This is a genomic window from Rhodococcus daqingensis, assembly GCF_042665615.1.
GTDB lineage: Bacteria > Actinomycetota > Actinomycetes > Mycobacteriales > Mycobacteriaceae > Rhodococcus_G > Rhodococcus_G daqingensis.
On record NZ_JBHTCS010000022.1, the window covers coordinates 99,726 to 126,705 of the forward strand.

Below are 26,980 nucleotides of genomic sequence, written 5' to 3' on the forward strand. Positions count from 1 at the left end.
CAAATACGGACATACAAAATAGTGCGCAACAGCGCCGAATACATCCTTCGAGTTTTGTCTACTCGCTTGGGGAGTGCGATGACGACTACACATTCGCAAGGGCCAGCCCAAGACCCTGACAGGCAGAGAACAGCCTTTCCGCTGTCGGCAGTCCAGCGGAGCATGTGGTTCGCACAACAGCTCAGTCCGTCCGTCCCCGAGTTCATCGCGCATTACATAGAACTGCACGGCGACCTGGATCTCGACCTGCTCCGCCGATCGGTCGATGCCGCCGCCGTCGAGTTCGAGTCGCCGATGTTGAGGATGGTGGATGTCGATGGCGAACCGCACCAGGTGTTCGACGAGGACTACGACACCTCCACGGGTTTCATCGATTTCCGGGGGGAACCCGACCCGACCGCGGCGGCACACGAGTGGATCGAGGGGGAGTACACGACACCGGTCGATCTGAACCGTGACCGCCTCATCGACACATCCGTCCTGCAGGTCGGCGACCGAGATTACCTGTGGTACGCGCGGATTCACCACGTCGTTCTCGACGGCTACGGCGGTGCCACCCTGATCAACAGGATCGCCGCGCACTACACGGCGTCCGTCAACGGCACCGAGCCGGAACCGAATCGCGCGCTGCCTGCGCGCGATCTCTACGACCTGGACCAGAAATACCGGAACTCCGAGCGATTCACCGCGGACCGACAGTATTGGGCCGAACACATCGTCGGCATCGAGTCCGGTTCCTCCCTCGCAACGCGGGAGGCGCCCGCCACCGCGCGCAGTTCCCTTGTGAGTGCACGCCTGTCGGATGAGGGACTCGCCGCGCTGGAGGACTCCGACCACCGTGTCGGCGCGACCTCGGCCGCGGTGATCATCGCCGCCTTCGGTTGCTATCTCGCGCGGATGACGGGCGAGCGCGACCTGCTGGTGAACCTGCCGGTGTCCGGACGGACGACAGCGCAGTTGCAGCGGTCCGGCGGCATGCTCGCCACCGTCGCACCCCTGCACATCACGATGGACGAAGCCGACACCGTGGCCGAACTCGTCGGGCAGGTCCAACTCGAACTCATGGGGGCGCTGCGGCATCAGAGGTGCAGCGTCGAGGACATCCGCCGCGACGCAGGGCTCACCGGCGCCACGCGCGGGCTCGCGGGCCCGATGGTCAACGTCATGCTGTTCAACCAGGTGGTCACACTCGGATCGATCGTCGGCGGCTATCACATCGTGACCTCGGGACCGGTCGACGACCTGCTCGTCAACATCTACAAGAGCGGTACCGACGAGCAGACCCTGGTCGATTTCCGTGGCAACCCGAATCGATACGACGACGACGAACTGCGCGCACACCACGATCGATTCGTCGAGTTGCTCGAGGAGTTCCTGGTCTCCGCCCCGAGCACCAGGATCGGCGACATCCACTCGGCCAGCGCCGAGATCGGCGTTCGGCAGCGCCGGACGAGGGAAGATCACGAGTTCTGGACCCGATCGCTCGCCCACCTCCCCGCGGCCGCCTCGGTTCCCCTCGACAGACCTCGGCCCGCGCAATCCTCCGGCCGCGCCGGGCACGTCGACATCGAGATCGATCGACGCGTGCACCGGCGGATGACCGACCTGGCGTGGCAGGCGGACTCGAGTGTCTTCACGGTGATGCACACCGCGCTCGCAGTGTTGCTCGGTCGGCTCGCGGACACCGACGATGTCGCCATCGGCACCGTGGCGAACCGCAGGCGAACGGCCGAGCCCGGCGACATCGCGGACCCGGGCAACCCGGTGGTCCTGCGGAGCACGGTGTCGGGAGCCTCCGGGTTCTCCGATCAGCTCGTCCGCATCCGCGATTCGGACCGGGCCGCGCTGCGCCACGCCGACTTCCCGTATGAGCGGGTCGTCGCCGCACTGCATTCGGAGGCGGGAGACCATGGGGCTCCGCCGTGCAGGGTCGTGTTCGAGTTCGGGGCCACCAGCGATACCGAGTCCGGACCGAACAGCCTCCGGCTCGGCACGGCGAGCGACTCCGGAGCCGCGCTGGAGGTCGACCTGCGCCTGGTCTTCACCGAACTGACCACGCACAACGGAGAACCCGCTGGAATCGCCGGCCGGATACATTTCCGGTCCGACCTGTACGACCGTGCCACCGTCGCCGAGTTCGCCGATCGGATCGACCGGATCCTGCAGAGCGCGACGGCCGACCCCCAGCTGCCGGTCGGCGACATCAGGCTCCTCGGTCCCGCGGAATTCGACTCGCTCACACCGGTCCTCGGGGCACCCGGACTGTCGCCGCGGCCACTGCCCGATCTCCTGTCGGCCGCCGCGGCGATCGCGCCGGACAACGATGCCCTGACCTTCGAGGGCACGAGTCTGACCTATCGAGAACTCGACGATCGGTCCACCCAGTTCGCCCGTCTCCTGATCGGTCGGGGGATCGGCCCGGAATCGGTTGTCGCACTGTCGATCAGCCGGTCGATCGACTCGGTCCTCGCCCTGTGGTCGGTCGCCAAGACCGGCGCGGCCTTCGTACCCGTCGACCCGAACTATCCGCCGGATCGCGTCGCTCACATGCTCTCCGATTCGGGAGCCGTGCTCGGACTGGCCGCAGGCGCAGGCGATCGCCCGGACAGCACGCCATGGCTGGACCTGCAGGACCCGGATCTCAACCGGCTCCGGTCCGCACAGTCGACCGCTCCGATCACCGACGCCGATCGCACCTGTCCGCTTCGGGTCGAGCACGCGGCATACCTGATCTACACCTCCGGGTCGACCGGGGTGCCGAAGGGCGTCGTCGTCACGCACCGTGCGCTGGCCGACCTGGTGTCCGACGTCCGCGAGCGGTTCGGCCTCACTCCCGATGCGAGGACCCTGCACTTCAGCTCGCCCAGCTTCGATGCGTCGATCATGGAACTGCTGATGGCCGTCGGTGCAGGCGCGACGATGGTGATCGCCCCGTCCACCCTGTACGGCGGAGCCGAGCTGGCCGAACTGCTCGGCCGCGAACGCGTGACGCACGCGTTCGTCATCCCGGCCGTTCTCGCCTCGGTCGACCCGGCCGGACTCGACCACATCGAGTGCATCCTCACCGGCGGCGACGTCTGTCCGCCTGCACTCGTCGAACAGTGGGGGCCGGGCCGCGCCCTGCTGAACGGGTACGGCCCGACCGAGACCACCGTCATCGCCAGCGCCAGCGCGCCGATGTCGCCCGGGGAGAGGGTCGGCATCGGCCGCCCCTTCGTCGGCTACGGGCTGATGGTGCTCGACTCCCGCTTGACCCCGGTCCCCGTCGGCGTTCCCGGCGAGCTGTACATCGCCGGCCCCGGGGTCGCCCGTGGATACCATCGGCGCCCCGCGACGACCGCCGAACGCTTCGTCGCGAACCCGCATTCACGTTCCGGGGCGCCGATGTACCGCACGGGCGACCTGGTCCGGTGGGCCCGGAACGACGGGGAGATCTCCCTCGAGTACCTGGGCCGCACCGACTTCCAGATCAAGATCCGTGGCTTCCGGATCGAGCTGGGCGAGATCGATGAGGTCCTGCGCTCACATCCGAGCGTCGGCCACGCGGTGACAACCGGCCACCCGGGTCCCTCGGGCGACACCGTGCTGGTGAGCTACCTCGTGCCCGAACAGGGCTGTGAGGTGGACGAATCCGAGGTCCTCACGCAGGCCGAGGCCGCGCTGCCCGCCCACATGGTGCCCTCGGCCGTCCTCGTCCTCGACGAGGTGCCGCTGACACCGGCGGGCAAGGTGGACCGAAAGGCGCTGCCGGCGCCCAGCTTCGACGGGAGCGGTCTCGGATACCGGGAGCCGCGTGGCGAGACCGAGGAGGCGATCGCGGGCGTCCTCACCGAGGTGCTGCAACTCGAGCGGGTCGGCGTCGACGACAGCTTCTTCGACCTCGGCGGCAACTCGCTCGTCGCGACCAGGGTGGTGGCGCGCGTCAACGCGGCCCTGGGTACGTCGATCGGGGTGCTCGACCTGTTCGAGGCCCCGACCGTCGCGACCCTCGCGGCGCGGATGGCGACCAGCGGTGCGCGTACCGCGCCCGGACCGGTCCTGCGCGCGCAACCGCGGCTGGGTCCGGTGCCGGTTTCGCAGGCACAGCAACGGATGTGGATCGTCAACCAACTCGACACCTCCTCGGCCGCCTACAACATCCCGATCGCGGTGTCCCTGTCGGGTGAACTCGACGTCGATGCGCTGCGGACGGGCCTCACCGATGTCCTCACCCGCCACGAATCCCTGCGCACCGTCTTCCCGAACAGCGCCGACGGTCCGGTCCAGGTGGTGCTACCCGCCGCGGAGGCCATCGCCGATCTCGAGGTGATCGACACCACCGAGACCGGGCTCGACCAGCACCTGAAGCGGATCGCGACCGAGGGTTTCGACGTCGCAGACGAACTGCCGGTCCGGATCAGGCTGCTCCGGACAGCACCCACCGAGCACGTCCTGGTGATCGTCGCGCACCACATCGCGGCGGACGGGCTCTCCATGCCGCCGCTCGCGCGTGACGTCATGACCGCCTATGGCGCCCGCCTCGCCGGCCGGGCACCCGAGTGGACCCCGCTCCGGGTCCAGTACTCGGACTTCGCCGTGTGGCAGCGCGAAGTCCTCGGCTCCGAACACGATCCGGACAGCCGCCTCTCGGAGCAACTCGACTTCTGGACGCGCACGCTGGACGGGGCACCCGAATTGCTCGAGCTGCCGACCGATCGGCCGCGACCGGCCCGGCCGTCCGTTCGCGGTGCCGTCGTCGACTTCACCATTCCGGCGCGCCTGCACCGTGGACTGCTCGAGATCGCGGGCGCCCGGAACGCCAGTCTCTTCATGGTCTTGCATACGGCGCTCGCGGTGCTGCTGGCGAGATCGAGCGATTCGAGCGACATCTCGATCGGGACGCCCGTCAGCGGTCGCGGCGAGGAGGCGCTCGACGATGTGGTCGGCATGTTCGTCAACACCCTGGTGCTGCGCACCCAGGTCGACGTCGGCGGCACCTTCTCGGAACTGCTGACCCGGACCCGCGTCACCGATCTCGAGGCCTTCGGGCACTCGGACCTCCCGTATGAGCTGCTCGTGGAGGCACTCAACCCGTCGCGCTCCGCTGCCCATTCGCCGCTGTTCCAGGTGATGCTCGTGCTGCAGGGCCTCGAGGGCACCGAGCTCGAACTGCCCGGCCTGGACGTTCGGGTCGGCGACGTGGACACCCAGACAGCCAAGTTCGACCTCCAGGTGATCCTCACCGAGAGCTGGGAGGAGACGGACCCGGATTCCGGCGACGGGCAGCGCGAACCCGGACCGATCACCGCCCAGTTCTCCTATGCCCGTGACCTGTTCGACCCGGCCTCGATGTCGGGACTCGCGGATCGTTTCGTCCGGATCCTGGACGCGGTGACCGCCGACGCCGACGCGACGATCGGCGACATCGGCCTGCTCGGAGCGGACGAGCAGGAGCGGGTGCTCGAAGGATGGAACAACACCGCCACTCAGGTCCCCGACACCACGCTCGTCGGGCTCTTCGACGAGCAGGTGCGCCGCACTCCGGACGCGGTCGCGCTGGTGGTCGACACCGAACGACTCACCTATGCCGAGTTCGACGGTCGGGTCAATCAATTGGCCCGGGAGCTGATCTCGAGGGGGGTCGGTCCCGAATCACGCGTGGCGGTGGCCATCCGGCGCTCCGCCGACCTCCTCGTCGGCATCTACGCGATCGTGAAGGCGGGCGGCGCGTACGTGCCGCTGGACCCCGATCACCCCGCGGCCAGGACCGAGTACGTGCTGGACAGTTCCGCGCCCGTGTGCGTGCTCAGCACGGCGGCCGATCACGCGGTGGTGCACGGCGCCGCCCCGGTGCTGCAGATCGATTCGATGGACCTGTCCCGGCACCCGCGGTCACCGATCACCGACGCCGACCGGACCGCCCCGGTGCGTCCCGGCAACACCGCCTACGTGATCTACACCTCCGGATCCACCGGCCGGCCCAAGGGTGTCGCGGTCACCCACCGGGCCATCGTCAACCGCCTGCTCTGGATGCAGGACACCTACCGGCTCGATCCGTCCGACGTGGTGCTGCAGAAGACCCCCGCCACGTTCGACGTGTCGGTGTGGGAGTTCTTCTGGCCGGTGCAGACCGGAGCCACCCTGGTCGTCGCGGCACCGGACGGGCACCGGGACCCGGGATATCTCTCTCGCATCATCGACGCGGAGCGGGTCACCACCCTGCATTTCGTGCCGTCCATGCTGGCCGCGTTCACCTCGGAGGCCGACCCCGAGCGGTGCACCTCGCTGCGCCGGGTGTTCTGCAGCGGCGAGGCACTCCCACCCGCGACTGCCGAGGCCTTCCGCCGATTCAACGGCGCGGCCCTGCACAACCTCTACGGACCGACCGAGGCAGCGGTCGATGTGACCTCCTGGGAATGCAGCGAGTTCGACCGTGTCACCGTGCCGATCGGCGCGCCCGTGTGGAACACCGGTGTGTACGTTCTGGATTCGCGCCTGCACCCCGTGCCGCTGGGAATCCCAGGCGAGCTCTACCTCGTCGGTACCCAACTGGCACGCGGATACGTGGGCCGCAGCGGCCTGACCGCGGACCGGTTCGTGGCCAGCCCGTTCGGCGCTCCCGGAGAGCGGATGTACCGGACCGGCGACATCGTCCGCTGGCGGCGCAACTGGGAGGCCGTCGGTTCGCTCGAGTACATCGGCCGGTCGGACTTCCAGGTCAAGCTCCGAGGCCTGCGGATCGAACTCGGCGAAGTCGAGTCGGCCATGTTCGTCGACCCCGCGGTGGCCCAGGCAGTCGTGGTCGTACACGACAGCGCGATCACCGGGGAGAGCCTGATCGGCTATGTGATCGAAGAATCCGGCGCCGAGGTGGACACCGCCGAACTGCGCGAGTCCCTGGCGAAGATACTGCCCGGCTACATGGTGCCCGCGCAGATCATCGTCCTCGACGCGTTCCCGCTCGGCGCCACCGGCAAGCTCGATCGCAAGGCCCTGCCCGCACCCGACTTCCTGGTCTCCGGTGCCGAATACCTGGCGCCGCGCAACCCGATCGAGGAGATCCTCGCGACGATCACCGCCGATCTCCTCGGGAGCCCGCGCATCGGCGTGCTGGACAACTTCTTCGATCTGGGCGGGAACTCGCTCATCGCCACCCGGCTCGTCGCGCGCGCCAATGCGGCACTGGGATCTCAGCTCGGTGTGCGGGAGATATTCGACGCCCCGACCGTCGCCGGGATGGCGGCGATGATCGAAACCGAGGCCTCCCACGAGAGCGGCAGGCCCGCGCTGATCGCGGGGGAGCGCCCCACCCCGCTGCCGGTCTCGCTGGCGCAGAAGCGAATGTGGTTCATCAACCAGTTCGACGTCGACTCGCCCGCGTACAACGTGGCCATGGCGGTGCGCCTCACCGGAGTACTCGACGAGGTCGCGTTGCGGACAGCCGTCACGGACGTCCTCGATCGGCACGAGTCGCTACGAACCGTCTTCCCGTCGGTGGACGGCGAGCCGACCCAGTTCATCGTGCCCGCCGCCGAGGCATTGCCGGATCTGCAGGCCGAACAGGTCACCGAGGCCGACCTCGACGGACGGATCGCCGAGCTGGCGGGCTCCGGTTTCGACGTGACGGCCGCGGTCCCCTTGCGGGCGGGTCTGTTCCGCACCGGCCCCGACGAGCACGTGCTCGCCCTCGTCGTGCACCACATCTGCGCCGACGGATTCTCGATGCCCCCGCTCGCGCGGGATCTGATGGTCGCCTATACCGCCCGCTCCGACGGGCACGGGCCGCAGTGGGCGCCGCTCCCGGTCCAGTACGCCGATTTCACGCTGTGGCAGCACCGGGTGCTCGGTGAGACGACGGACCACTCCAGCGTGCTCGCCCGTCAACTCGACCACTGGCGGCGGGAACTCGACGGCATGCCGGAGCTGCTGCCGCTGCCCACCGACCGTCCGCGGCCGCAGGAACGTTCGATGCGCGGCAAGGTGCACGAATTCTCCGTCGACCGGCAGATCCACCAGCAATTGGTACGCCTGGCCCGCGAACACAACTCGAGCGTGTTCATGGCCGTGCATGCCGCGTTCGCGGTGTTGCTCTCGCGCTCGTGTGACACCGACGACGTCCCCATCGGCAGCCCCATCGCGGGCCGGGGCGAGGCAGCCCTCGACGACATGGTCGGCATGTTCGTCAACACGCTGGTGCTGCGCAGCCGGGTCGTGGGCGGCATCGGCTTCGCCGACCTGCTGGCCGGGATACGCGAAACAGACCTGCGCGCGTTCCATCACGCGGACCTGCCGTTCGAGCGGTTGGTCGACGCCCTCGCGCTGGAGCGTTCGACCTCCTATACGCCGCTGTTCCAGGTGGTGTTCGAGTTCCGCAACAACGATCGGGCGCGCCTGGAGCTGCCGGGGCTGACCGTCGCAGGCATCGACCTCGCGACCGAGATCTCCAACTTCGATCTCCAGCTCACCTGCACCGAGGAGTTCGACGAGGAAGGGACACCCTCGGGTATCTCCGCCGGCTTCACCTACGCCACCGACCTGTTCGACTCCGACACCATCGCCGGGTTCGGTCGCCGACTGGTGGCCATTCTCACCGCTGTCACGGCCGATCCCGCCGTCCCTGTCGGGGACATCGATCTCCTCGACGCCGCCGAACTCACCGCCCTCGCACCGGCGCGGGGTGGGGCGTCCGTGCCCGCGGGTACCCTTCCTGAGCTCCTCGCCGACGCGGTGGCCCCGAGACCCGATTCGCTCGCACTGGTCTACGAGGACCGGAGCCTGACCTACCGAGAGCTCGACGAACGGTCGAACCGACTGGCGCGCCTCCTGATCGATGAGGGAGTCGGTCCGAATTCGGTGGTGGCGATCGCCATGGCCCGGTCGGTCGAGTCGGTGCTGTCGGTATGGGCCGTGGCGAAGACGGGCGCCGCGTTCGTCCCCGTCGACCCGGCCTACCCGGCGGAACGAATCGAGCACATGCTCACCGATTCCGGCGCCACCGTGGGTCTCACGGTCACCGAATTCGCCGGAACACTGCCCCCGGTCACGCGATTTCTGGTGCTCGACGCACCGGGATTCGACGCGGCGCCGACCGCCGAGTCGGCCACGACGGTGACCGATGCCGACCGGATCGTCCCGCTGACCCTCGATCACCCGGCGTACGTGATCTACACGTCGGGGTCCACGGGGACACCGAAGGGCGTCGTCGTCCCGCACCGCGGGCTGGCGAACCTCGCCGCCTCGGTTCGTGACCGGTTCACGATCACCCCGTCATCCCGGTTGCTGCATTTCTCGTCGCCGAGCTTCGACGCCTCGGTCCTCGAACTCCTGATGACGTTCGGCGCGGGCGCGACCATGGTCGTGGCGCGGCCGGGAATCTACGGCGGTGACGACCTGGCCGACCTGCTCCGTCGCGACCGCGTCACACACGCCTTCATCACCCCCGCCGCGCTGGAATCGGTCGACCCCCACCAACTGGACGACCTGACCTGCGTCGTCACCGGCGCCGACAGCTGCCCACCCGAACTCGTCGGCCGGTGGGTCACCGCCTCGCCCGAGCCTGCGACGGGTTTCGCTCCCGGCACCACGCGGCGGATGTTCAACGGCTACGGCCCGACCGAGGCAACGGTCGCGGTCGCACTGAGCGCGCCGATGCACCCCGGCGAACCCGTCGTCATCGGGCGTCCGACCCGCGGCTGCGGCCTGATGGTCCTGGACTCGAGGCTGCGAGCGGTGCCGCCCGGGATCCCGGGCGAGCTGTACATCAGCGGACCGGGCCTCGCGCACGGCTACCGAAATCGGTCCGGCACCACCGCTGACCGATTCGTCGCCGACCCGTACGGCGGGCCGGGGGAGCGGATGTACCGGACCGGTGACCTGGTCCGGTGGAACCGCGCAGGCGACCTGGAGTACCTCGGCCGCACCGACTTCCAGGTCAAGATCCGCGGCTTCCGGATCGAACTCGGCGAGATCGAGTCGGCGCTGGCCCGCTACGAAGGGGTCTCCAGCGCGGTCGCCACCGCCCACTCGAACGGTTCCGGCCCCAGCCGGCTGGTCGGCTACGTGGTCCCCGAGCCCGGCGTGGTCCTGGACGAGAACTCGATCCTCGCCTTCGTCAGCGGCGTCCTGGCCCCCCACATGGTCCCCGCCGCGCTGGTCGTGCTCGACGGGCTACCGCTCACCGCGGCGGGCAAGCTCGACCGGAAGGCGTTGCCGAAGCCCGACTTCGGCACGCGGACCACTGCGGGCCGGGCACCGAACTCCGAGCTCGAGACCGTGCTGGCGACGCTGTTCGCCGAGGTTCTGGGCCTGGACTCGGTGGGTGTGGACGATTCGTTCTTCGCGCTGGGCGGCGACAGCATCATGTCGATCCAGCTCGTGTCGCGGGCCAAGGCCGCCGGCGTGATGCTGACGCCACGAGAGGTCTTCGAGCACAAGACCGTCTCGAGGCTGGCCACCGTCGCCGTGCTCGGCGACGCCTCGGAGGTCGTCACTCTCGAGGAACTGGCCGGTGGCGGCGTCGGCCCGATGCCGCTGACCCCGGTCGTGGCCTGGCTGGTCGAACGCGGCGGCAATCTCGATCGGCTCACCCAGTCCGCCCTGCTCGTCGCGCCCGAGGACCTCACCGGCACAGAGGAACTCGAACGGGTGATCCAGACCGTGATCGACCGGCACGACATGCTGCGGGCCAGGTTGCACGCGAACCCGGCGGCCGAAGTAACCATGGAGGTGACCGCACCGGGGTCGGTCGACGCGGCCGACATCGTCCGCCGGATCGAGGTGTCCGCTCCGCCCGAGGATCCGGAGTTCGATGCCGAGGTGATCACCCAGTTCGAGGCGGCCGAGCGGCGACTGGACCCTGCCACGGGCGTCACGATGCAGGTGGTGTGGCTCGATTCCGGTGCCGGCATCGGCCGGGTCCTGATCGTGGTGCATCACGCCGTGATCGATGGCGTCTCGTGGCGGATCCTGGTGCCGGACATGGCGTCGGCCTGGGCGCAGATCCGCGCGGGTCAGGATCCGATCCTGGACCCGGTGGGGACGTCGATGCGGCGCTGGGCACACGCCCTCGTCCAGGAGAGCGAGAACCGGACCGGCGAGCTGGTCCGGTGGCGCGAGATGCTCGCCGGGCCCGATCCGGTGATCGGTTCGCGCGCATTGGATCCGGCCGTCGACACGAACGAGACCGTGCGGAAGCTGACGGTCGAGCTCTCGAGCGAGGTCACCGAGGCGGTTCTGACGAGGATCCCGGAGGCGTTCCACGGCAGTGTCAACGACGGATTGCTCACCGCGCTGGCGATGGCCGTGTCGCAGTGGCGTCGCGTTCGTGGGGTGCACGCGAGCGCGACGGTGGTGAACCTCGAAGGCCACGGACGCGAGGACCAGGTGATCGCGGGCGCGGACCTGTCCCGGACCGTCGGCTGGTTCACCACCGTCTTCCCGATGCGGCTCGATCTGTCGGATGTCGATCTCGATGATGCGTTCGCCGGCGGGCGCGATGCCGGTGCGGCCGTGAAGTCGGTGAAGGAGCGGTTGCTCTCGATTCCCGACCACGGCATCGGTTTCGGGATGCTGCGGTATCTCAGCGAGCACGCAGGGGAGCTACGCGAACTGCCGACACCCCAGATCAGCTTCAACTACCTCGGCCGCCTGACCGCGGGCGGCACCGACGACGGGCCTGCGGTCGGGTGGAGCCCGGTCGCCGACTCCGATCTGGATCTGGTGGGCACCGTTGACATCCCGCTCGCGTCGGTGCTGGACGTCAACGCGGTCACCACCGAATCCGCCGACGGCCCGCGCCTGCGCTCCACCTGGGCCTTCCCCGGTGGCATCCTGACCTCCGCCGAGGTGAGCGAGCTGGCGGACCTGTGGACCGAGGCGTTGACCGCGCTGGCCCGGCACGCCGCCGCCCCCACCGCGGGCGGGCTCACCCCCTCGGACCTGGACCTGATCGACCTCGAGCAGGGAACGATCGAACGACTCGAGGATCGCTACCCCGAGCTCACCGACATCTGGTCGCTGTCCCCGCTGCAGTCCGGACTGCTCTTCCACGCGCTGCTGGCCGACAAGTCTGTCGATCAGTACACGGTGCAACTCGCCCTCGATGTGCGGGGCGCCGACCCCGAGCGCATCCGGCGGGCGGGCCAGGCCCTGCTCGACCGGCACTCGAACCTGCGCACGTCCTTCATCGCCGACATCGACGGCGTCACCGTCCAGGTCGAGCACCGCCAGGTCGACCTGCCGTGGGCCGAGTTCGATGTGTCCGCGCTCGACGCGGGTACTCGTGAGGCCGAGATCGCACGCATCCTGAACGGGGACCGGCATCACGGATTCGACATGGAATCGCCTCCGCTGCTGCGCTTCCTGCTCATCCGGACCGGCCCGGACACCCACCGGCTGGTGATGACGAACCACCACATCCTGCTCGACGGCTGGTCTGCGCCGCTGCTCCTGAGGGAACTGCTGGCCCTGTACGCGACCGACGGCGACGCGACCGTGCTGCCCAGGACCGATGCGTACCGGGACTACCTGAAGTGGTTGTCCCAGCGCGATTCCGAGAGGTCGATGGATGCGTGGATGCAGGCTCTGGCCGGCGTCGACGAGCCCACGCTGATAGCGCCGCTGGACCGGGCCAGGCTGCAGTGGGACACGTCCCTCGACGTCATCGTGGAGATGGGGGTCGAACGGACCGAACGGCTGCGGGCCGTGGCGCGCGAGCGCGGGATCACGCTGAACACGCTGATCCGCGCCGCCTGGGGCATCATCCTCGCCGAACTCACCGGCCGCGATGACGTCGTCTTCGGCAGCACCGTCTCCGGGCGCCCGCCCCAGATCCCCGGCATCGAGTCGATGATCGGGTTGTTCATCAACACCCTGCCCGTTCGGATCACCCTCGATCCCCGCGAGAGCCTCGGCGACCTGCTGAGCCGAATCCAGGAAGAGCAGACCGCCCTGCTCGATCACCACTACCTGGGGCTCAGCGACATCCAGGACGCGGCGGGGCCCGCCGCGACCTTCGACACCCTCACCGTCTTCGAGTCGTACCCGTTCGACCGGGCCGCGCTGACCTCGGACGTCGACGTCGCCGGGCTGCGCGTGCTCGGCATCCCCGAGATCAACGACGCGGCGCACTACCCGCTGGCGCTGGTCGCCTCCGCGGAGGAGCAGCTGCGCCTCAAGGTCGAGTACTTCCCCGAGCTGTTCGACAGCGCCGAGGTGCGGACCATCGCCGCTCGTACCGCACGGGTGCTCGACGCCTTCACCGAGAGCCCCGACCTGCCACTGGCCCGGCTGCGGTTGCTCTCGCCCGACGAGGAGGCCGAACTGCTCCCGGTCGACGGCGGGCACGCCGAGAGCACGCGGACGCTACCCGAGCTGTTCGCGGACGGCGCGGCACTCGACCCCGACGCGGTGGCGCTGTCGCTGGCCGGCCGCGAGATGACCTACCGGGACCTCGACGGACGGTCGAATCAGATCGCCAGGGGCCTACTCGATCGCGGTGTCGGGCCGGGTTCGGTCGTCGCCCTCGCGATCAGGCGTTCGATCGAGTCGGTCATGTCGATCTGGGCGATCACCAAGACCGGCGCGACGTTCGTCCCGGTGGACCCGAACTATCCGCAGGACCGGATCGAGTACATGCTCGCCGACTCCGGTGCGACCGACGGCGTGACGATCGCCGAGTACCGCGACCGGCTCCCGGCGACGGCATCGTGGTCGGTCATCGACGATCCGGCGACCTCGGCCGAGTTCGACGGCAAGTCCACGAGCACGATCACCGACGCGGACCGCCCGCGTCCGCTGCGGGTCGACGACATCGCGTACGTGATCTACACGTCCGGATCGACGGGGCTCCCGAAGGGTGTGGTGGTCACGCACCGCTCGTTCGAGAAGCTCGTCGCCGTGCAGCGCGACCTGTTCGCGACGACGCCGGCATCGAGGGCCCTGCATTTCGCCAGCCCCAGCTTCGACGCGTCGGTCTTCGAGTACCTGCTCGCCGCGGGCGCGGGAGCCACCCTGGTGATCGTGCCGCCCACCGTGTACGGCGGGCACGAGCTCGCGCGGCTGCTCAAGCAGGAGCGCGTCACCCACGGCTTCATCATCAGCTCGGCACTGTCGGGGATGGATCCCGCCGGTCTCGACGATTTCCAGGACGTGCTGTTCGGCGGCGAGGCCGCCCCGCCGGAGCTGGTGCCGCGCTGGGCTCCCGGGCGGCGGCTGTGGAACGCGTACGGCCCGACCGAGGGCACGATCGTGACGAACTTCAGCGATCCGGTGTCGGTGGACGGGCCGGTCACCATCGGCGGCCCGCTGCGCGGGATCCAGGAGATCCTGCTCGACGGCTTCCTGCGGCCCGTCCCGATCGGCGTGCCCGGCGAGCTGTACATCGCGGGGCACAACGTGACGCTCGGATACCACCGCCGGAGCGGGCTGACCGCCGGCCGGTTCGTGGCGAACCCGTTCGGTGGGCCGGGGGAGCGGATGTACCGCACCGGCGACGTCGTGCGCTGGCTCCGGTCCCCGGCAACCGGCCGGCTCGTGATCGAGTACATCGGGCGCAGCGACTTCCAGGTCAAGGTGCGCGGGTTCCGCATCGAACTCGGCGACATCGACAGCGCCCTCGGCGAGCACGACGGCATCGACTTCTCCGTGACGATCGGGCACGGGTCCTCGAGCAACGCGGTCCTGGCGTCGTATGTGCTGCCCGCCGCCGGCCACCAGATCGAACCGGCCGAGGTCCGTGAGTTCCTGTCGACGCGCCTGCCCTCGCACATGGTCCCGTCGAGCGTGACGATCCTCGACGAGATACCGCTCACCCCGGTCGGCAAGCTGGACCGCGCGGCACTGCCCGCACCGGAGTTCGCCACCGCCGCCGAGTTCCGGGCACCGACGACGGCACTCGAACGCACCATCGCCGACATCTTCACCGCGGTCATCGGCGTCGACCGCGTCGGCCTCGACGACAGCTTCTTCGACCTCGGCGGAAACTCGCTCAGCGCAACCCGGGTCATGGCCAGGCTGTCCGCCGCACTCGAGACCGATCTGAGCGTCCGAGCCCTGTTCGAGGCGCCAACAGTCGGGACTCTCGCGCAGTTGGTCGCGCAGTCCGACGGCGAGCACCGCCGCGCGCCCCTCGAGCCCGCCGATCGACCCGAACGCCTCCCGCTGTCGTTGGCGCAGCAGCGAATGTGGTTCCTCAACCAGTTCGACACCGACTCGGCCGTCTACAACATCCCACTCGCGGTACGGCTGACCGGAGACCTCGACCTCGCGGCGCTGCGCGGCGCCGTCGCCGACGTCATCGACCGGCACGAGTCGCTGCGCACCATGTTCCCGATGGTCGATGATCAGCCCACCCAGGTCATCCTGCCCACCGCGCTCGCGATGCCGGACCTCGACACGATCGACACCACCGAGTCCGAACTGCCGCAACGGATCTCCGATCTGATCTCCGCCGGCTTCGACGTGACCCGTGCGGTGCCGGTTCGGGCGAACCTGCTGCGGACCCGCCCCGACGAGCACGTGCTCGTGCTCGTCGTCCACCACATCAGCGCCGATGGATTCTCGATGTCCCCACTGGCACGGGACGTGATGGCCGCGTACACCGCGAGGGTGACCGGCGTGCACACGCCCTGGGCCCCGTTGCCGGTCCAGTACGCCGACTACGCGCTCTGGCAGCACCGCGTCCTCGGCGCCGAGGACGACCCCGACTCCCTGCTCGCGCGCCAGCTCGAGCACTGGACCCAGGTCCTGTCGGGGCTGCCGGAGGTGATCGCGCTGCCGACCGATCGGCCGCGGCCGATGTACCCGAGCTTCCACGGAGCTCGAATCGAGTTCGCCGTCCCCCCGCAGGTGCACCGCGACCTTCTGGACGTGGCGCGGCGGCACAGCGCCACCATGTTCATGGCCACCCACGCCGCGCTGTCCCTGCTGCTCGCGAAGCTCGCGGGCACCACCGATGTCGCCGTCGGTACCCCGATCGCCGGGCGCGGCGAGGCGGCACTCGACGACCTGGTCGGCATGTTCGTCAACACCCTCGTCCTGCGCAGCGAGATCGATCCGCGGGCGTCGTTCGGGGAGCTGCTCGACACCGTCCGCGAGGTCGACCTGGCCGCCTTCGCACACGCGGACCTGCCCTTCGAGCGGCTCGTCGAGGCGGTCGACCCCGAGCGGTCGACCGCGCATTCGCCGCTGTTCCAGGTGATGCTCGAGTTCCAGAACAACGAGCCACCACACCTGGAACTGCCCGGGCTCACCGTGGACGGCATCGAGTCCGACCTGGCCGTGGCGAAGTTCGACCTGCAGCTGACGCTCGCCGAGCGGTATGAGGAGGACGGGAGCCCAGCCGGGATCGCGGCGGTGTTCACCTACGCGGACGAACTGTTCGACCCCGCCACCGTCCACGGGTTCGCCCGGCGACTGTGCGCGCTCCTCGAATCGGTCACCACCGATCCGCACCGCGCGGTCGGCGACGTCGAGATCACGGCGCCGGCCGAGCGGGACGCGATGGCCACGCTCTGGAACGTCGCGGGCGCACCCGCCCCGACGGACACACTGGTGGACCGGTTCGCGGGAGTGGTCGCCCGGATGCCGGGAGCGGTCGCCCTGTCCTGCGACGGCGACACCCTGACGTACGCCGAACTCGACGATCGGGCGAACCGGCTGGCCCGGGTGCTCGTCGCCCGGGGCGCCGGACCCGAGTCCCTCGTCGCGGTCGCGCTACCGCGCACCAACGAGCTGATCGTGGCCCTGTTGGCGGTCGTCAAGTCCGGCGCCGGGTATCTGCCCGTCGATGTCACCTATCCCGCGGACCGGCTCACCTTCATGCTCGAGGACGCGAACCCGGTCTGCGTGATCTCCACCGAGGCCGACCTCGAACACCTGCCCGGCACGGATCTGCCCGTCGTCGTCCTGGATTCGGCCGAGTTGGCCACCAGGCTCGCCGCGGAATCCGGCGCTCCGGTCACCGACGTCGATCGACTGGCCCCGCTCGATCCGGCGGCCACCGCCTACGTGATCTACACCTCCGGGTCGACCGGCCGGCCCAAGGGCGTCGTCGTCTCGCACCGCAACGTGCTCACGCTCTTCGCGAACACCGAGCAGAAGTTCGGGTTCGACGCGTCCGACGTGTGGACGATGTTCCACTCGTACGCCTTCGACTTCTCCGTGTGGGAGCTGTGGGGCCCGCTGCTGTACGGCGGGACGCTCGTGGTGGTCGACTACTTCACCGCCCGATCGCCCGAGATGTTCTTGGACCTCCTCCGTCGCGAGCGGGTGACGGTGCTCAACCAGACCCCGACGGCGTTCTACCAGCTCGCCGAGGCCGACCGGCTCGCGCCGGAGGACGCGGAGCCCTTGGCGTTGCGGTACGTGATCTTCGGCGGTGAGGCACTCGATCTCGGTCAGCTCGGCCGCTGGTACGCACGCCACGACAGCGCGACCGGGGACGCAGGGCCCGCTCTGGTCAACATGTACGGCATCACCGAGACCACGGTGCACGTCAGCCATCTCCCGCTCGACCGCGCCTACGCGGCCGAGGCGTCCGCGAGCGTCATCGGCCGGGCGATCCCCGGCCTGCGCGTGTCGGTGCTCGACCAGCGGCTGCACCCGGTGCCCCCAGGGGTGACGGGCGAGATGTACGTCGCGGGGGAGCAGGTCTCCCGCGGCTACCTCGGCCGTGGTGCACTGACCTCCACCCGGTTCGTGGCCGATCCGGCCGGCGCCCCGGGCTCGCGGATGTACCGCACCGGCGACCTGGCCCGCTGGAACGGGGACGGACAACTGGAGTACCTCGGTCGCAGCGACTTCCAGGTCAAGATCCGCGGATTCCGGATCGAGCTCGGCGAGATCGAGGCCGTACTGCTGCGATTCCCTGGCGTCGCGCAGGCCGTGTCCCTGGTGCGCGACGACCCGCGCGGCGCCAGGTTGATCGCCTACGTGGTCCCCGAGCCGGGGGTGCGCCCGGAGGAGACGGAGGTCCTCGAGTTCGCGGGTACCCAACTCGCCTCCCACATGGTGCCCGCCGCGGTGGTGGTGATCGATGAGCTGCCGCTGACCGCGAACGGGAAGCTGGACCGAAAGGCCCTGCCGGAGCCGGACTTCGCGACACGAGTCCATTCCGGCCGAACGCCGAGCACCGAATCCGAGACCGTGCTGGCGACACTGTTCGCCGAGGTTCTGGGCCTGGACTCGGTGGGGGTGGACGATTCGTTCTTCGCGCTGGGCGGCGACAGCATCATGTCGATCCAGCTCGTGTCGCGGGCCAAGGCCGCAGGCGTCGTGATCTCGCCGCGGGAGGTCTTCGAACACAAGACGGTGGCCGCACTCGCCACGGTCGCCGAGTCCGCCGACGCGGGCACGGCTGTCGTGCTGGACGAGCTCGCGGGTGGGGGAGTCGGCACCATGCCGTTGACCCCGATCATGCACTGGCTGACCGAACGGGGCGGAGCAGACGGGGCTGCCGACCTGTCCGGCATCCGCCGGTACACCCAGACAGCCCTGCTGACCCTGCCGGCCGGAGCGGACGTGGACACGGTGGAGCGGACGCTGCAGGCCGTTCTCGACCACCACGACATGTTGCGGGCCAGGCTGATCCAGCGCGAGTCCGGCCGGGATCCGATGATGTCGGTCGCCGCACCGGGTTCGGTGCCCGCCGAGTCGGTGCTGACCAGGGTCGAGGTCGCGGGCGTCGAGGGGCCGGAGTTCGCCGCGATAGCCGCGGCCGAACTCGACGCCGCGTCGGACCGGCTGGACCCGACGTCCGGGACGATGCTGCAGGTGGTGTGGTTCGACCCGTCGGACTGTGGCGAACCCGATGCAGCGGGCAGACTGCTGATGGTCGTCCATCACGCCGTGATCGACGGGGTGTCGTGGCGGATCCTGGTGCCGGACATGGCGTCGGCCTGGGCGCAGATCCGCGCGGGTCGGGATCCGGAACTGGCTCCGGTGGGGACGTCGATGCGGCGCTGGACGCACGCGCTGGTCGATGCCAGTGCCGACCGGTCCGGTGAGATGGACCTGTGGCGCGAGATGCTCGCCGGGCCCGATCCGGTGATCGGTTCGCGCGCACTGGATCCGGCCGTCGACACGAACGAGACCGCGCAGAAGATCACCGTCGAACTGCCGACGGTGGTCACCGAGGCGCTGCTGACGAGGATTCCGGAGGCGTTCCACGGCAGTGTCAACGACGGATTGCTCACCGCACTGGCGATGGCCGTGTCCCGCTGGCGGGCGGCGCGTGGAGAAGCGGTGTCGGCGACGGTCGTCAACCTGGAGGGCCACGGACGCGAGGACCACGTGGTCGCGGGTGCGGACCTGTCGCGGACGCTGGGCTGGTTCACCACGATCTTCCCGGTCCGGCTCGATCTGTCGGACATCGATCTCGATGACGCGTTCGCCGGCGGGCGTGGTGCCGGTGCGGCGGTCAAGTCCGTGAAGGAGCGGTTGCTCGCGATTCCCGACCACGGCATCGGTTTCGGGATGCTGCGCTACCTCGGTGAGCAGGCGGAGGAGTTGCGGGCATTGCCGTCGCCACAGATCAGCTTCAACTACCTCGGCCGGATGACGGACGGAGCGGGAACCCTCGACCCCGGTACAGGCTGGACCCCGGTCACCGACACCGACCTCGACGACGCCCCGAGCAAGCAGATGCCTGTTGCCTCGGTGCTGGACATCAACGCGATGACGCTCGGGTCCGCGGACGGGCCACGGTTGCGTGCGACCTTGTCGTTCCCGACCGGCGTCCTACGGACGCTCGAAGTCCGTGAGCTGGCGGACCTGTGGGCCGAGGCGTTGACCGCGCTGGCTCGGCACGCCGCCGCGTCCACCGCGGGCGGGTACACCCCCTCGGACCTGGACCTGGTCGACCTCGAGCAGGGAACGATCGAACGACTCGAGGGTCGCTACCCCGAGCTCACCGACATCTGGTCGCTGTCCCCGCTGCAGTCCGGACTGCTCTTCCACGCACAGATGTCGGACGCGTCGGTCGACCCCTATCTCGTTCAGCTGACGATGACCCTGCGCGGCACGGTCGACCCCGAGCGCATCCGGCGGGCGGGCCGGGCCCTGCTCGACCGGCACCCGAACCTGAGGGCCGCGTTCGTCAGCGAGCCCGGCGGCGCGGCGGTCCAGATCATCTCGGATCGCGTCGAGTTGCCGTGGCGTGAGATCGATCTCGCCACCACGGCGCCCGAGGATCGCGAGCAGGCTCATGCGACGATCGTCGCGGACGACCGGGCCACGAGGTTCGAGATGTCGTCCGCACCGCTGCTGCGCCTGCTGCTCGTCAAGTTCGACGACGACGAGTACCGGTTGACGCTGACCAACCACCACATCCTGCTCGACGGCTGGTCGACACCGCTCATCATCCGGGACCTGCTCACCCTGTACGCGACCGACGGGGACGCCTCGGTCCTGCCGCACGTCCAGCCCTATCGGGACTACCTGGTCTGGATGTCCCGACGCGACGTCCACCAGTCGATCGATGCGTGGCGCCAGGTCCTCTCGGACGTCGAGGAGCCGACGCTGTTGGCACCCCCGAACGACGGTCGCCCGCATTCGGGCAGCCGGGAGATCGGGCTGACGCTGTCCGGAGCGGAGACGAGTCTGCTCCGGCTGGTCGCGGGCGAACGCGGGCTGACCCTCAACACGATGCTCCAGGCCGCGTGGGGCGTCGTCCTCGGGGCGCTGACCGGTCGCGACGACGTCGTGTTCGGTAGCACCGTGTCCGGGCGCCCGCCCCAGATCCCCGGCATCGAGTCGATGGTCGGGCTGTTCATCAACACGCTGCCGGTGCGGGTCACGCTCGATCCGCGTGAGAGCCTCGGCGACCTGCTGGACCGAGTCCAGCGCGAGCAGGTGGTCATGCTCGACCACCACCACCTCGGACTCGCCGACATCCAGACGGTGGCCGCACCCGCCGCCGCCTTCGACACCCTCACCGTGTTCGAGTCCTATCCGATCGACCGGGCCGGCCTGACCGAGCAGACCGATATCGCGGGCATGCGCATCGCAGGTTTCGACGGACGGGATTCCGCGCACTACCCGCTGGCGATCGTGGCCTCCGGCGAGGAGAACCTGCACCTGAAGCTCGAGTACCTCGCCACCGCCTTCGATGTCGCCACGGTGGAGTCCATCGCCTCCCGTGTTCGCCGGGTCCTCATCGCGATGGCCACCGACCCCGCTCTGCCGCTCGCCCGAATGGACCTGCTCTCCGCGGACGAGCGGACGGCACTGGTCCCGGTCGACGGCAAGGCGGGAGCCTCGGTCCGGACCCTGCCCGAGTTGTTCGAGGACGCGGCCGCCGCGAGCCCCGAGGCCACCGCGCTGTCCTACGAGGGCCACCACGTCAGCTATCTCGAACTCGACACCCGATCGACGCAGTTGGCGCGCCTCCTGATCGCCAGGGGAGCAGGCCCGGAAACCTATGTCGCTCTCGGCATCCCGCGATCGGTCGAATCGGTGCTCGCGGTCTGGGCTGTGGCCAAGACCGGCGCGGCATTCGTGCCCGTCGATCCCAACTATCCACCGGACCGCATCGAGCACATGCTCACCGATTCCGGTGCGACCCTCGGACTCACCATGAGCGTGGACCGCGACCGGCTGCCCGACTCCGTGCCGTGGCTGATCCTCGACGGGCCCGACGCCGCCGCGGAACTGGCCGCGCAGTCCACCCGACGGGTCGTCGACGCCGACCGGGTCTCGCCGATCAACATGAGCAATGCCGCCTACGTCGTCTACACCTCGGGGTCGACCGGAACACCCAAGGGCGTGGTGGTCACGCACATCGGTCTGGAGAACTTCGCCACCGATCAGCGGGAACGGTTCTCCACCACGCCGATGTCGCGGACCCTGCACTTCTCCACCCCGAGCTTCGACGGCGCCGTCTTCGAGTACCTGCAGGCATTCGGGCTCGGTTCGACGATGGTGATCGCGCCGCCGTCGGTGTACGGCGGCGCGGAACTCGCGCACCTGATCAAGGTCGAGGGGGTCACGCACGCGTTCGTGACGACGGCCGCGCTCGCAACGGTCGATCCGGCCGGCCTGGTCGAGTTCCAGCGCGTGGCCTTCGGCGGCGAGGCATGCCCGCCGGAGCTGGTCACGCGGTGGGCGCCGGGACGCAAGCTGACCAATGCGTACGGCCCGACCGAGACGACCATCATGGCCAACATCAGCGATCCGATGACGGTGGGCGAGCCCATCACCCTCGGCGGACCGATCCGCGGGGTGTCCGAGGTCGTGTTGGACGATTTCCTCCGGCCGGTGCCCGCCGGTGTGCCGGGCGAGTTGTACATCGCCGGTGCCGGGCTGGCCCGCGGGTACCACCGGCGCGGCGGCATGACCGCGGGTCGGTTCGTGGCGAACCCGTACGGACGGCCCGGCGATCGGATGTACCGCACCGGGGACGTCGTGCGCTGGCGCGTGGAGCCCCAGTCCGGCGAACCGACGCTCGACTACATCGGGCGCAGCGACTTCCAGGTGAAGGTGCGCGGATTCCGGATCGAGCTCGACGAGATCGACACGGCGATCATGTCCTTCCCCGGCGTGAGCTTCGCGGTGACCCTCGGGGTGACGGGGCCGTCCGGCGACACGGTGCTGGCCAGCTACGTGGTCCCCACGGAGGACATCCCGGTCCGGGTGCCCGCGCTGAGCGAGCACCTGTCGACCCGGCTACCCGCGCACATGGTGCCGGCGAGCATCGTCCTCATCGACGAGATCCCGCTCACCCATGTCGGCAAGCTGGATCGGTCGGCGCTGCCGGAGCCCCAGTTCCTCGGCGCCGCCACCGAGTACCGCGCACCGAGCACCCCGCTCGAACGCACCATCGCCGAGGTGTTCGCCGCGGTGCTGGGAGTCGATCGGATCGGCGTCGACGACAGCTTCTTCGACCTCGGCGGAAACTCGCTGATCGCCACCCGCGTCACCGCCCGGCTCGGGGCGGAGCTCGGGGCGAAGGTCGGCGTTCGGGCGCTGTTCGAATCGCCCACCGTCGCCGCCCTCGCCGGCCTGCTCGCGCCCGATCGGGCAGGCGACGACGCACGGCCACCGCTCACCGCGATCGAACGGCCGTCGGTGATCCCCGTGTCGCTGGCCCAGAAGCGGATGTGGTTCCTCAACCAGTTCGACACGACCTCACCGGCATACAACATCCCGATGGCGGTGAGGCTGTCCGGCCGACTCGACACCGAGGCACTCGGGGCCGCCATCCTGGACGTCCTCGATCGGCACGAGTCGCTGCGCACCGTGTTCCCCGTCCACGACGGCGAACCCACCCAGCAGATCGTTCCCGCCGAACAGGTCCTGCCCGCACTGACCACGATCGCCGTCGGGGCCGACGAATTGGATTCGCGCATCATCGAACTCGCGGGTGCAGGCTTCGACGTCACCGCCGCGGTACCGGTACGTGCCGCGCTGCTCCGGCTCGGCGAGCTCGAGCACGTCCTGACCATCGTGGTGCACCACATCTGCGCGGACGGGTCCTCGCTGGGGCCACTGGCCAGGGACGTGATGGTCGCGTACACGGCCCGGGTCCACGGCTCCGCGCCGAGCTGGGAGCCGCTGCCCGTCCAGTACGCGGACTACACCCTCTGGCAGCACCGCCTGCTCGGCGCCGAGAACGATCCGGACTCGCTGATCACCGCGCAACTCGACTACTGGAGCCAGAACCTCGCCGGCCTACCGGACGTGATCGCGCTCCCGACCGACCGACCGCGTCCGCTGCAGCAGACCTTCCACGGTGACCGCATCGAGTTCACGATCGCCGCCGAACTGCACGCCCGCATCGCCGACCTGGCACGGGAGAACAACTCGACCGTGTTCATGGTGATGCACGCGGCGCTCGCGGTCCTGCTGGCCCGGCTCGGCGACACCGACGACGTCGCCATCGGAACCCCGATCGCCGGCAGGGGCGAGGCCGAGCTCGACGAGATGATCGGCATGTTCGTCAACACCCTGGTCCTGCGCACTCACGTCGACCCCGATGTCGGCTTCGTGGAGCTGCTCGAATCGGCCCGGGAGACGGACCTCGCCGCGTTCGCGCACGCCGACCTCCCCTTCGAGCGGATCGTGGAGGCACTCAACCCCGCCCGGTCCACGTCGTACCAGCCCCTCTTCCAGGTCGCGCTGGAGTTTCAGAACACCGAACGGCCCCACCTGGCGCTCCCGGGGCTGGACGTCGACGGCGTCGACCTCGAGATCCGGGTGGCGAAGGAGGATCTGGAGCTGATCCTCGCCGAGGACGTCGCGGCGGACGGCACGCCTGCGGGGGTCCGCGGCGGTATCGACTACGCGACCGACCTGTTCGACCCCGAGACCGTGCGCGCGTTCGCGGACCGCTTCATCCGGGTTCTCGACTCGGTGACCGCCGACCCCCACCGTGCGATCGGCAACATCGGCATCCTGCGCGATACGGAGATCTCCGACTTGGCGCCGGCACTCGGGCCCGAAGGCGGTGCACCGCAACTGTGGCCGGAGATCCTGTCCGCCGCGGCCGCCGTCGCGCCCGACTCGCTCGCGTTGTCGTTCGAGGACCAGCGCCTGACCTATCGAGAACTCGATGAGCGCTCGAACCGCCTGGCCCGGGTGCTCCGCGAGGCCGGGGTCGGCCCGGAGTCCTTCGTCGCGCTCGGCCTGCCCCGTTCGATCGAAGAAGTCGTGTCGATCTGGGCGGTGGCGAAGGCAGGCGCCGCCTTCGTACCCGTCGACCCGACCTATCCGCCAGAGCGAATCGAGTACATGCTCATCGACTCCCGGGCCGTCGTCGGGCTGACCGTCGCGGCGCGGCGCGGCCAGCTGCCCGACACGATGCCGTGGCTCGTGCTGGACGATCCCGGCTTCCTCGCGACCGAGTCCGCAGTCCCGTCGACCCCGGTCACCGACGCGGACCGGACCGTCCCGCTGCACCTGGCCCATCCGGCGTACCTGATCTACACCTCCGGATCGACCGGCCTTCCCAAGGGCGTGATCGTCACGCACCAGGGGATCGCGAATCTCACCGCAGAGGAACACAGTCGGTTCGGTGTCACGCGGACGTCGCGGGTCTCGCACCTCGCGTCCCCGAGCTTCGACGCCTCCGTGTTCGAGCTGATGATGGCGTTCGGCGCGTCCGCCGGCGTGGTGATCGTGCCGCCCGCCGTGTACGGCGGCCCCGAACTCGAGGACCTGCTCCGCCGCGAGCACGTCACCCACGCCTTCATCACGCCGACCGCGCTGGCCTCGATGGAGGACCGGGACCTGGAGGAGCTTCTGGTCCTCGCCGTCGCGGGCGAGGCGTGCCCGCCCGACCTGGTGAACGTCTGGGCGCGTGGGCGCCGGATGTTCAACGGCTACGGGCCGACCGAGACCACCATCCAGGCGAGCGTCAGCGACCCGATGGAGCAGGGGACCGCGGTGAACATCGGCAACCCGGCGATCGGCTTCGGCGAGGTGGTCCTCGACGCGCACTTGCAGCCCGTCCCGGTCGGGGTTCCCGGCGAGATGTACATCATCGGCCTCGGTCTCGCCCGCGGCTACCACAACCGGATCGGGCTGACCTCCGAGCGCTTCGTCGCCAGCCCGTTCGGCAACCCGGGCGAACGGATGTACCGCACGGGCGACATCGTCCGCTGGCACCGCGACGCCCGCACCGGAGATCTCACGATCGAATACATCGGCCGCAGCGACTTCCAGGTGAAGGTCCACGGCTTCCGCATCGAACTCGGCGAGATCGACACCGTGCTGACCGACCATCCCGACATCGCGTTCGCGGCGACCATCGGCCAGACCGGTCCGTCCGGAGACACCCTGCTGGCGTCCTACGTGCATCCGGTGGACGGCCGCACCGTGGTGCCTGCCCAGGTCCGGTCCTTCGCCTCGAGCCGCCTGCCCGCCCACATGGTGCCCGCGGCCGTCGTGGTCCTCGACGCGATCCCGATGACACCGGTCGGCAAGCTCGACCGAAAGGCCCTGCCCACACCCGAGTTCGGGCCCCGCGAAGACGAATACCGGGCACCGTCCACCCCGACGGAGCTGGCCGTCACCCGGGCCTACGCCGAGGTCCTCGGCCTCGAACGCGTCGGGGTCGACGACAGCTTCTTCGACCTCGGTGGCACGTCCATCGTGGCGACCCGGGTCGTCACCGAACTGCGCGAGCGGTTCGGTGACCGGATCCAACTGCAGTCGATCTTCCTCGATCCGACACCGGCCGGGCTCGCGCACCGCCTCGACGAGGAGTCGACGACGTCGGCGGCCGACGAGGCTCTGCAGGTGGTGATCCCGTTGCGGCCCGCCGGGACCAAGCCCGCCCTGTTCTGCGTGCACCCCGGGATCGGACTGAGTTGGGGGTACGCGGGCCTGGTCCAGCACCTCGCCCAGGACCGCCCTGCGTACGGCCTCCAGCTTCCGCTCATCAGCGGTGGGCCGCGTTTCGAGTCGATCGAACAGCTCGCCCACCGGTATGTGCAGGAGATGCGCGCGGTCCAGGGGCATGGCCCGTACCACCTTCTCGGCTGGTCCCTCGGCGGCGTGATCGCACACGCCATGGCCGTCGAACTTCGCCGCGACGGCGACGACGTCGCGACCCTCGCGATCATGGACAGCTATGTGACCGCCGACGGGATCCCGGAAACGCTGACCGTCGAGGAGCTGATCCAGGGGCTCGGACTCGACCTCCGTCCCTCGGCAGGGGAGGAACTGACCTACGCGCGCGCGGTCGAACTGCTCGACGAGTCGCTCGGCCAGCACACCGGCCTGACGGCCGCGCACCTGGAGCGGATCAGCGCGGGGTTCACCAACTCCGCGGAGATCATGCACCGGTTCCACCCGGCCGTCTTCGATGGCGACCTGCTCTTCTTCAGCGCGGCACGCGCGGCCGGCGCAGGCGAGCACTCCCCACAGGAGTGGAGCTCCGCGGTCACGGGCGGAATCCGCGAGGTGCCGGTGGACTGCGGCCACAACCAGATGATCGAACCCGAGGCGTTGGCCGTGGTCGGTCCGGCACTCGAGGAGTACCTGTCCTCGCATTGATCGGGCT

Annotated in this window: 1 protein-coding gene; it reads left to right on the forward strand. The window is 69.5% G+C overall.

The genetic code is table 11. From position 1 onward, the window contains the following. Positions 1-78 precede the first annotated feature (78 nt). Positions 79-26,973, forward strand: coding sequence for a non-ribosomal peptide synthase/polyketide synthase (locus tag ACFQS9_RS18295; RefSeq protein WP_378407244.1), 26,895 nt, complete (start codon positions 79-81; stop codon positions 26,971-26,973). Positions 26,974-26,980: the final 7 nt, after the last annotated feature.

Excerpts from the sequence above, each read along its gene's own strand:
- ACFQS9_RS18295 (WP_378407244.1), top strand. The coding sequence starts at position 79 with ATGACGACTACACATTCGCAAGGGCCAGCCCAAGACCCTGACAGGCAG.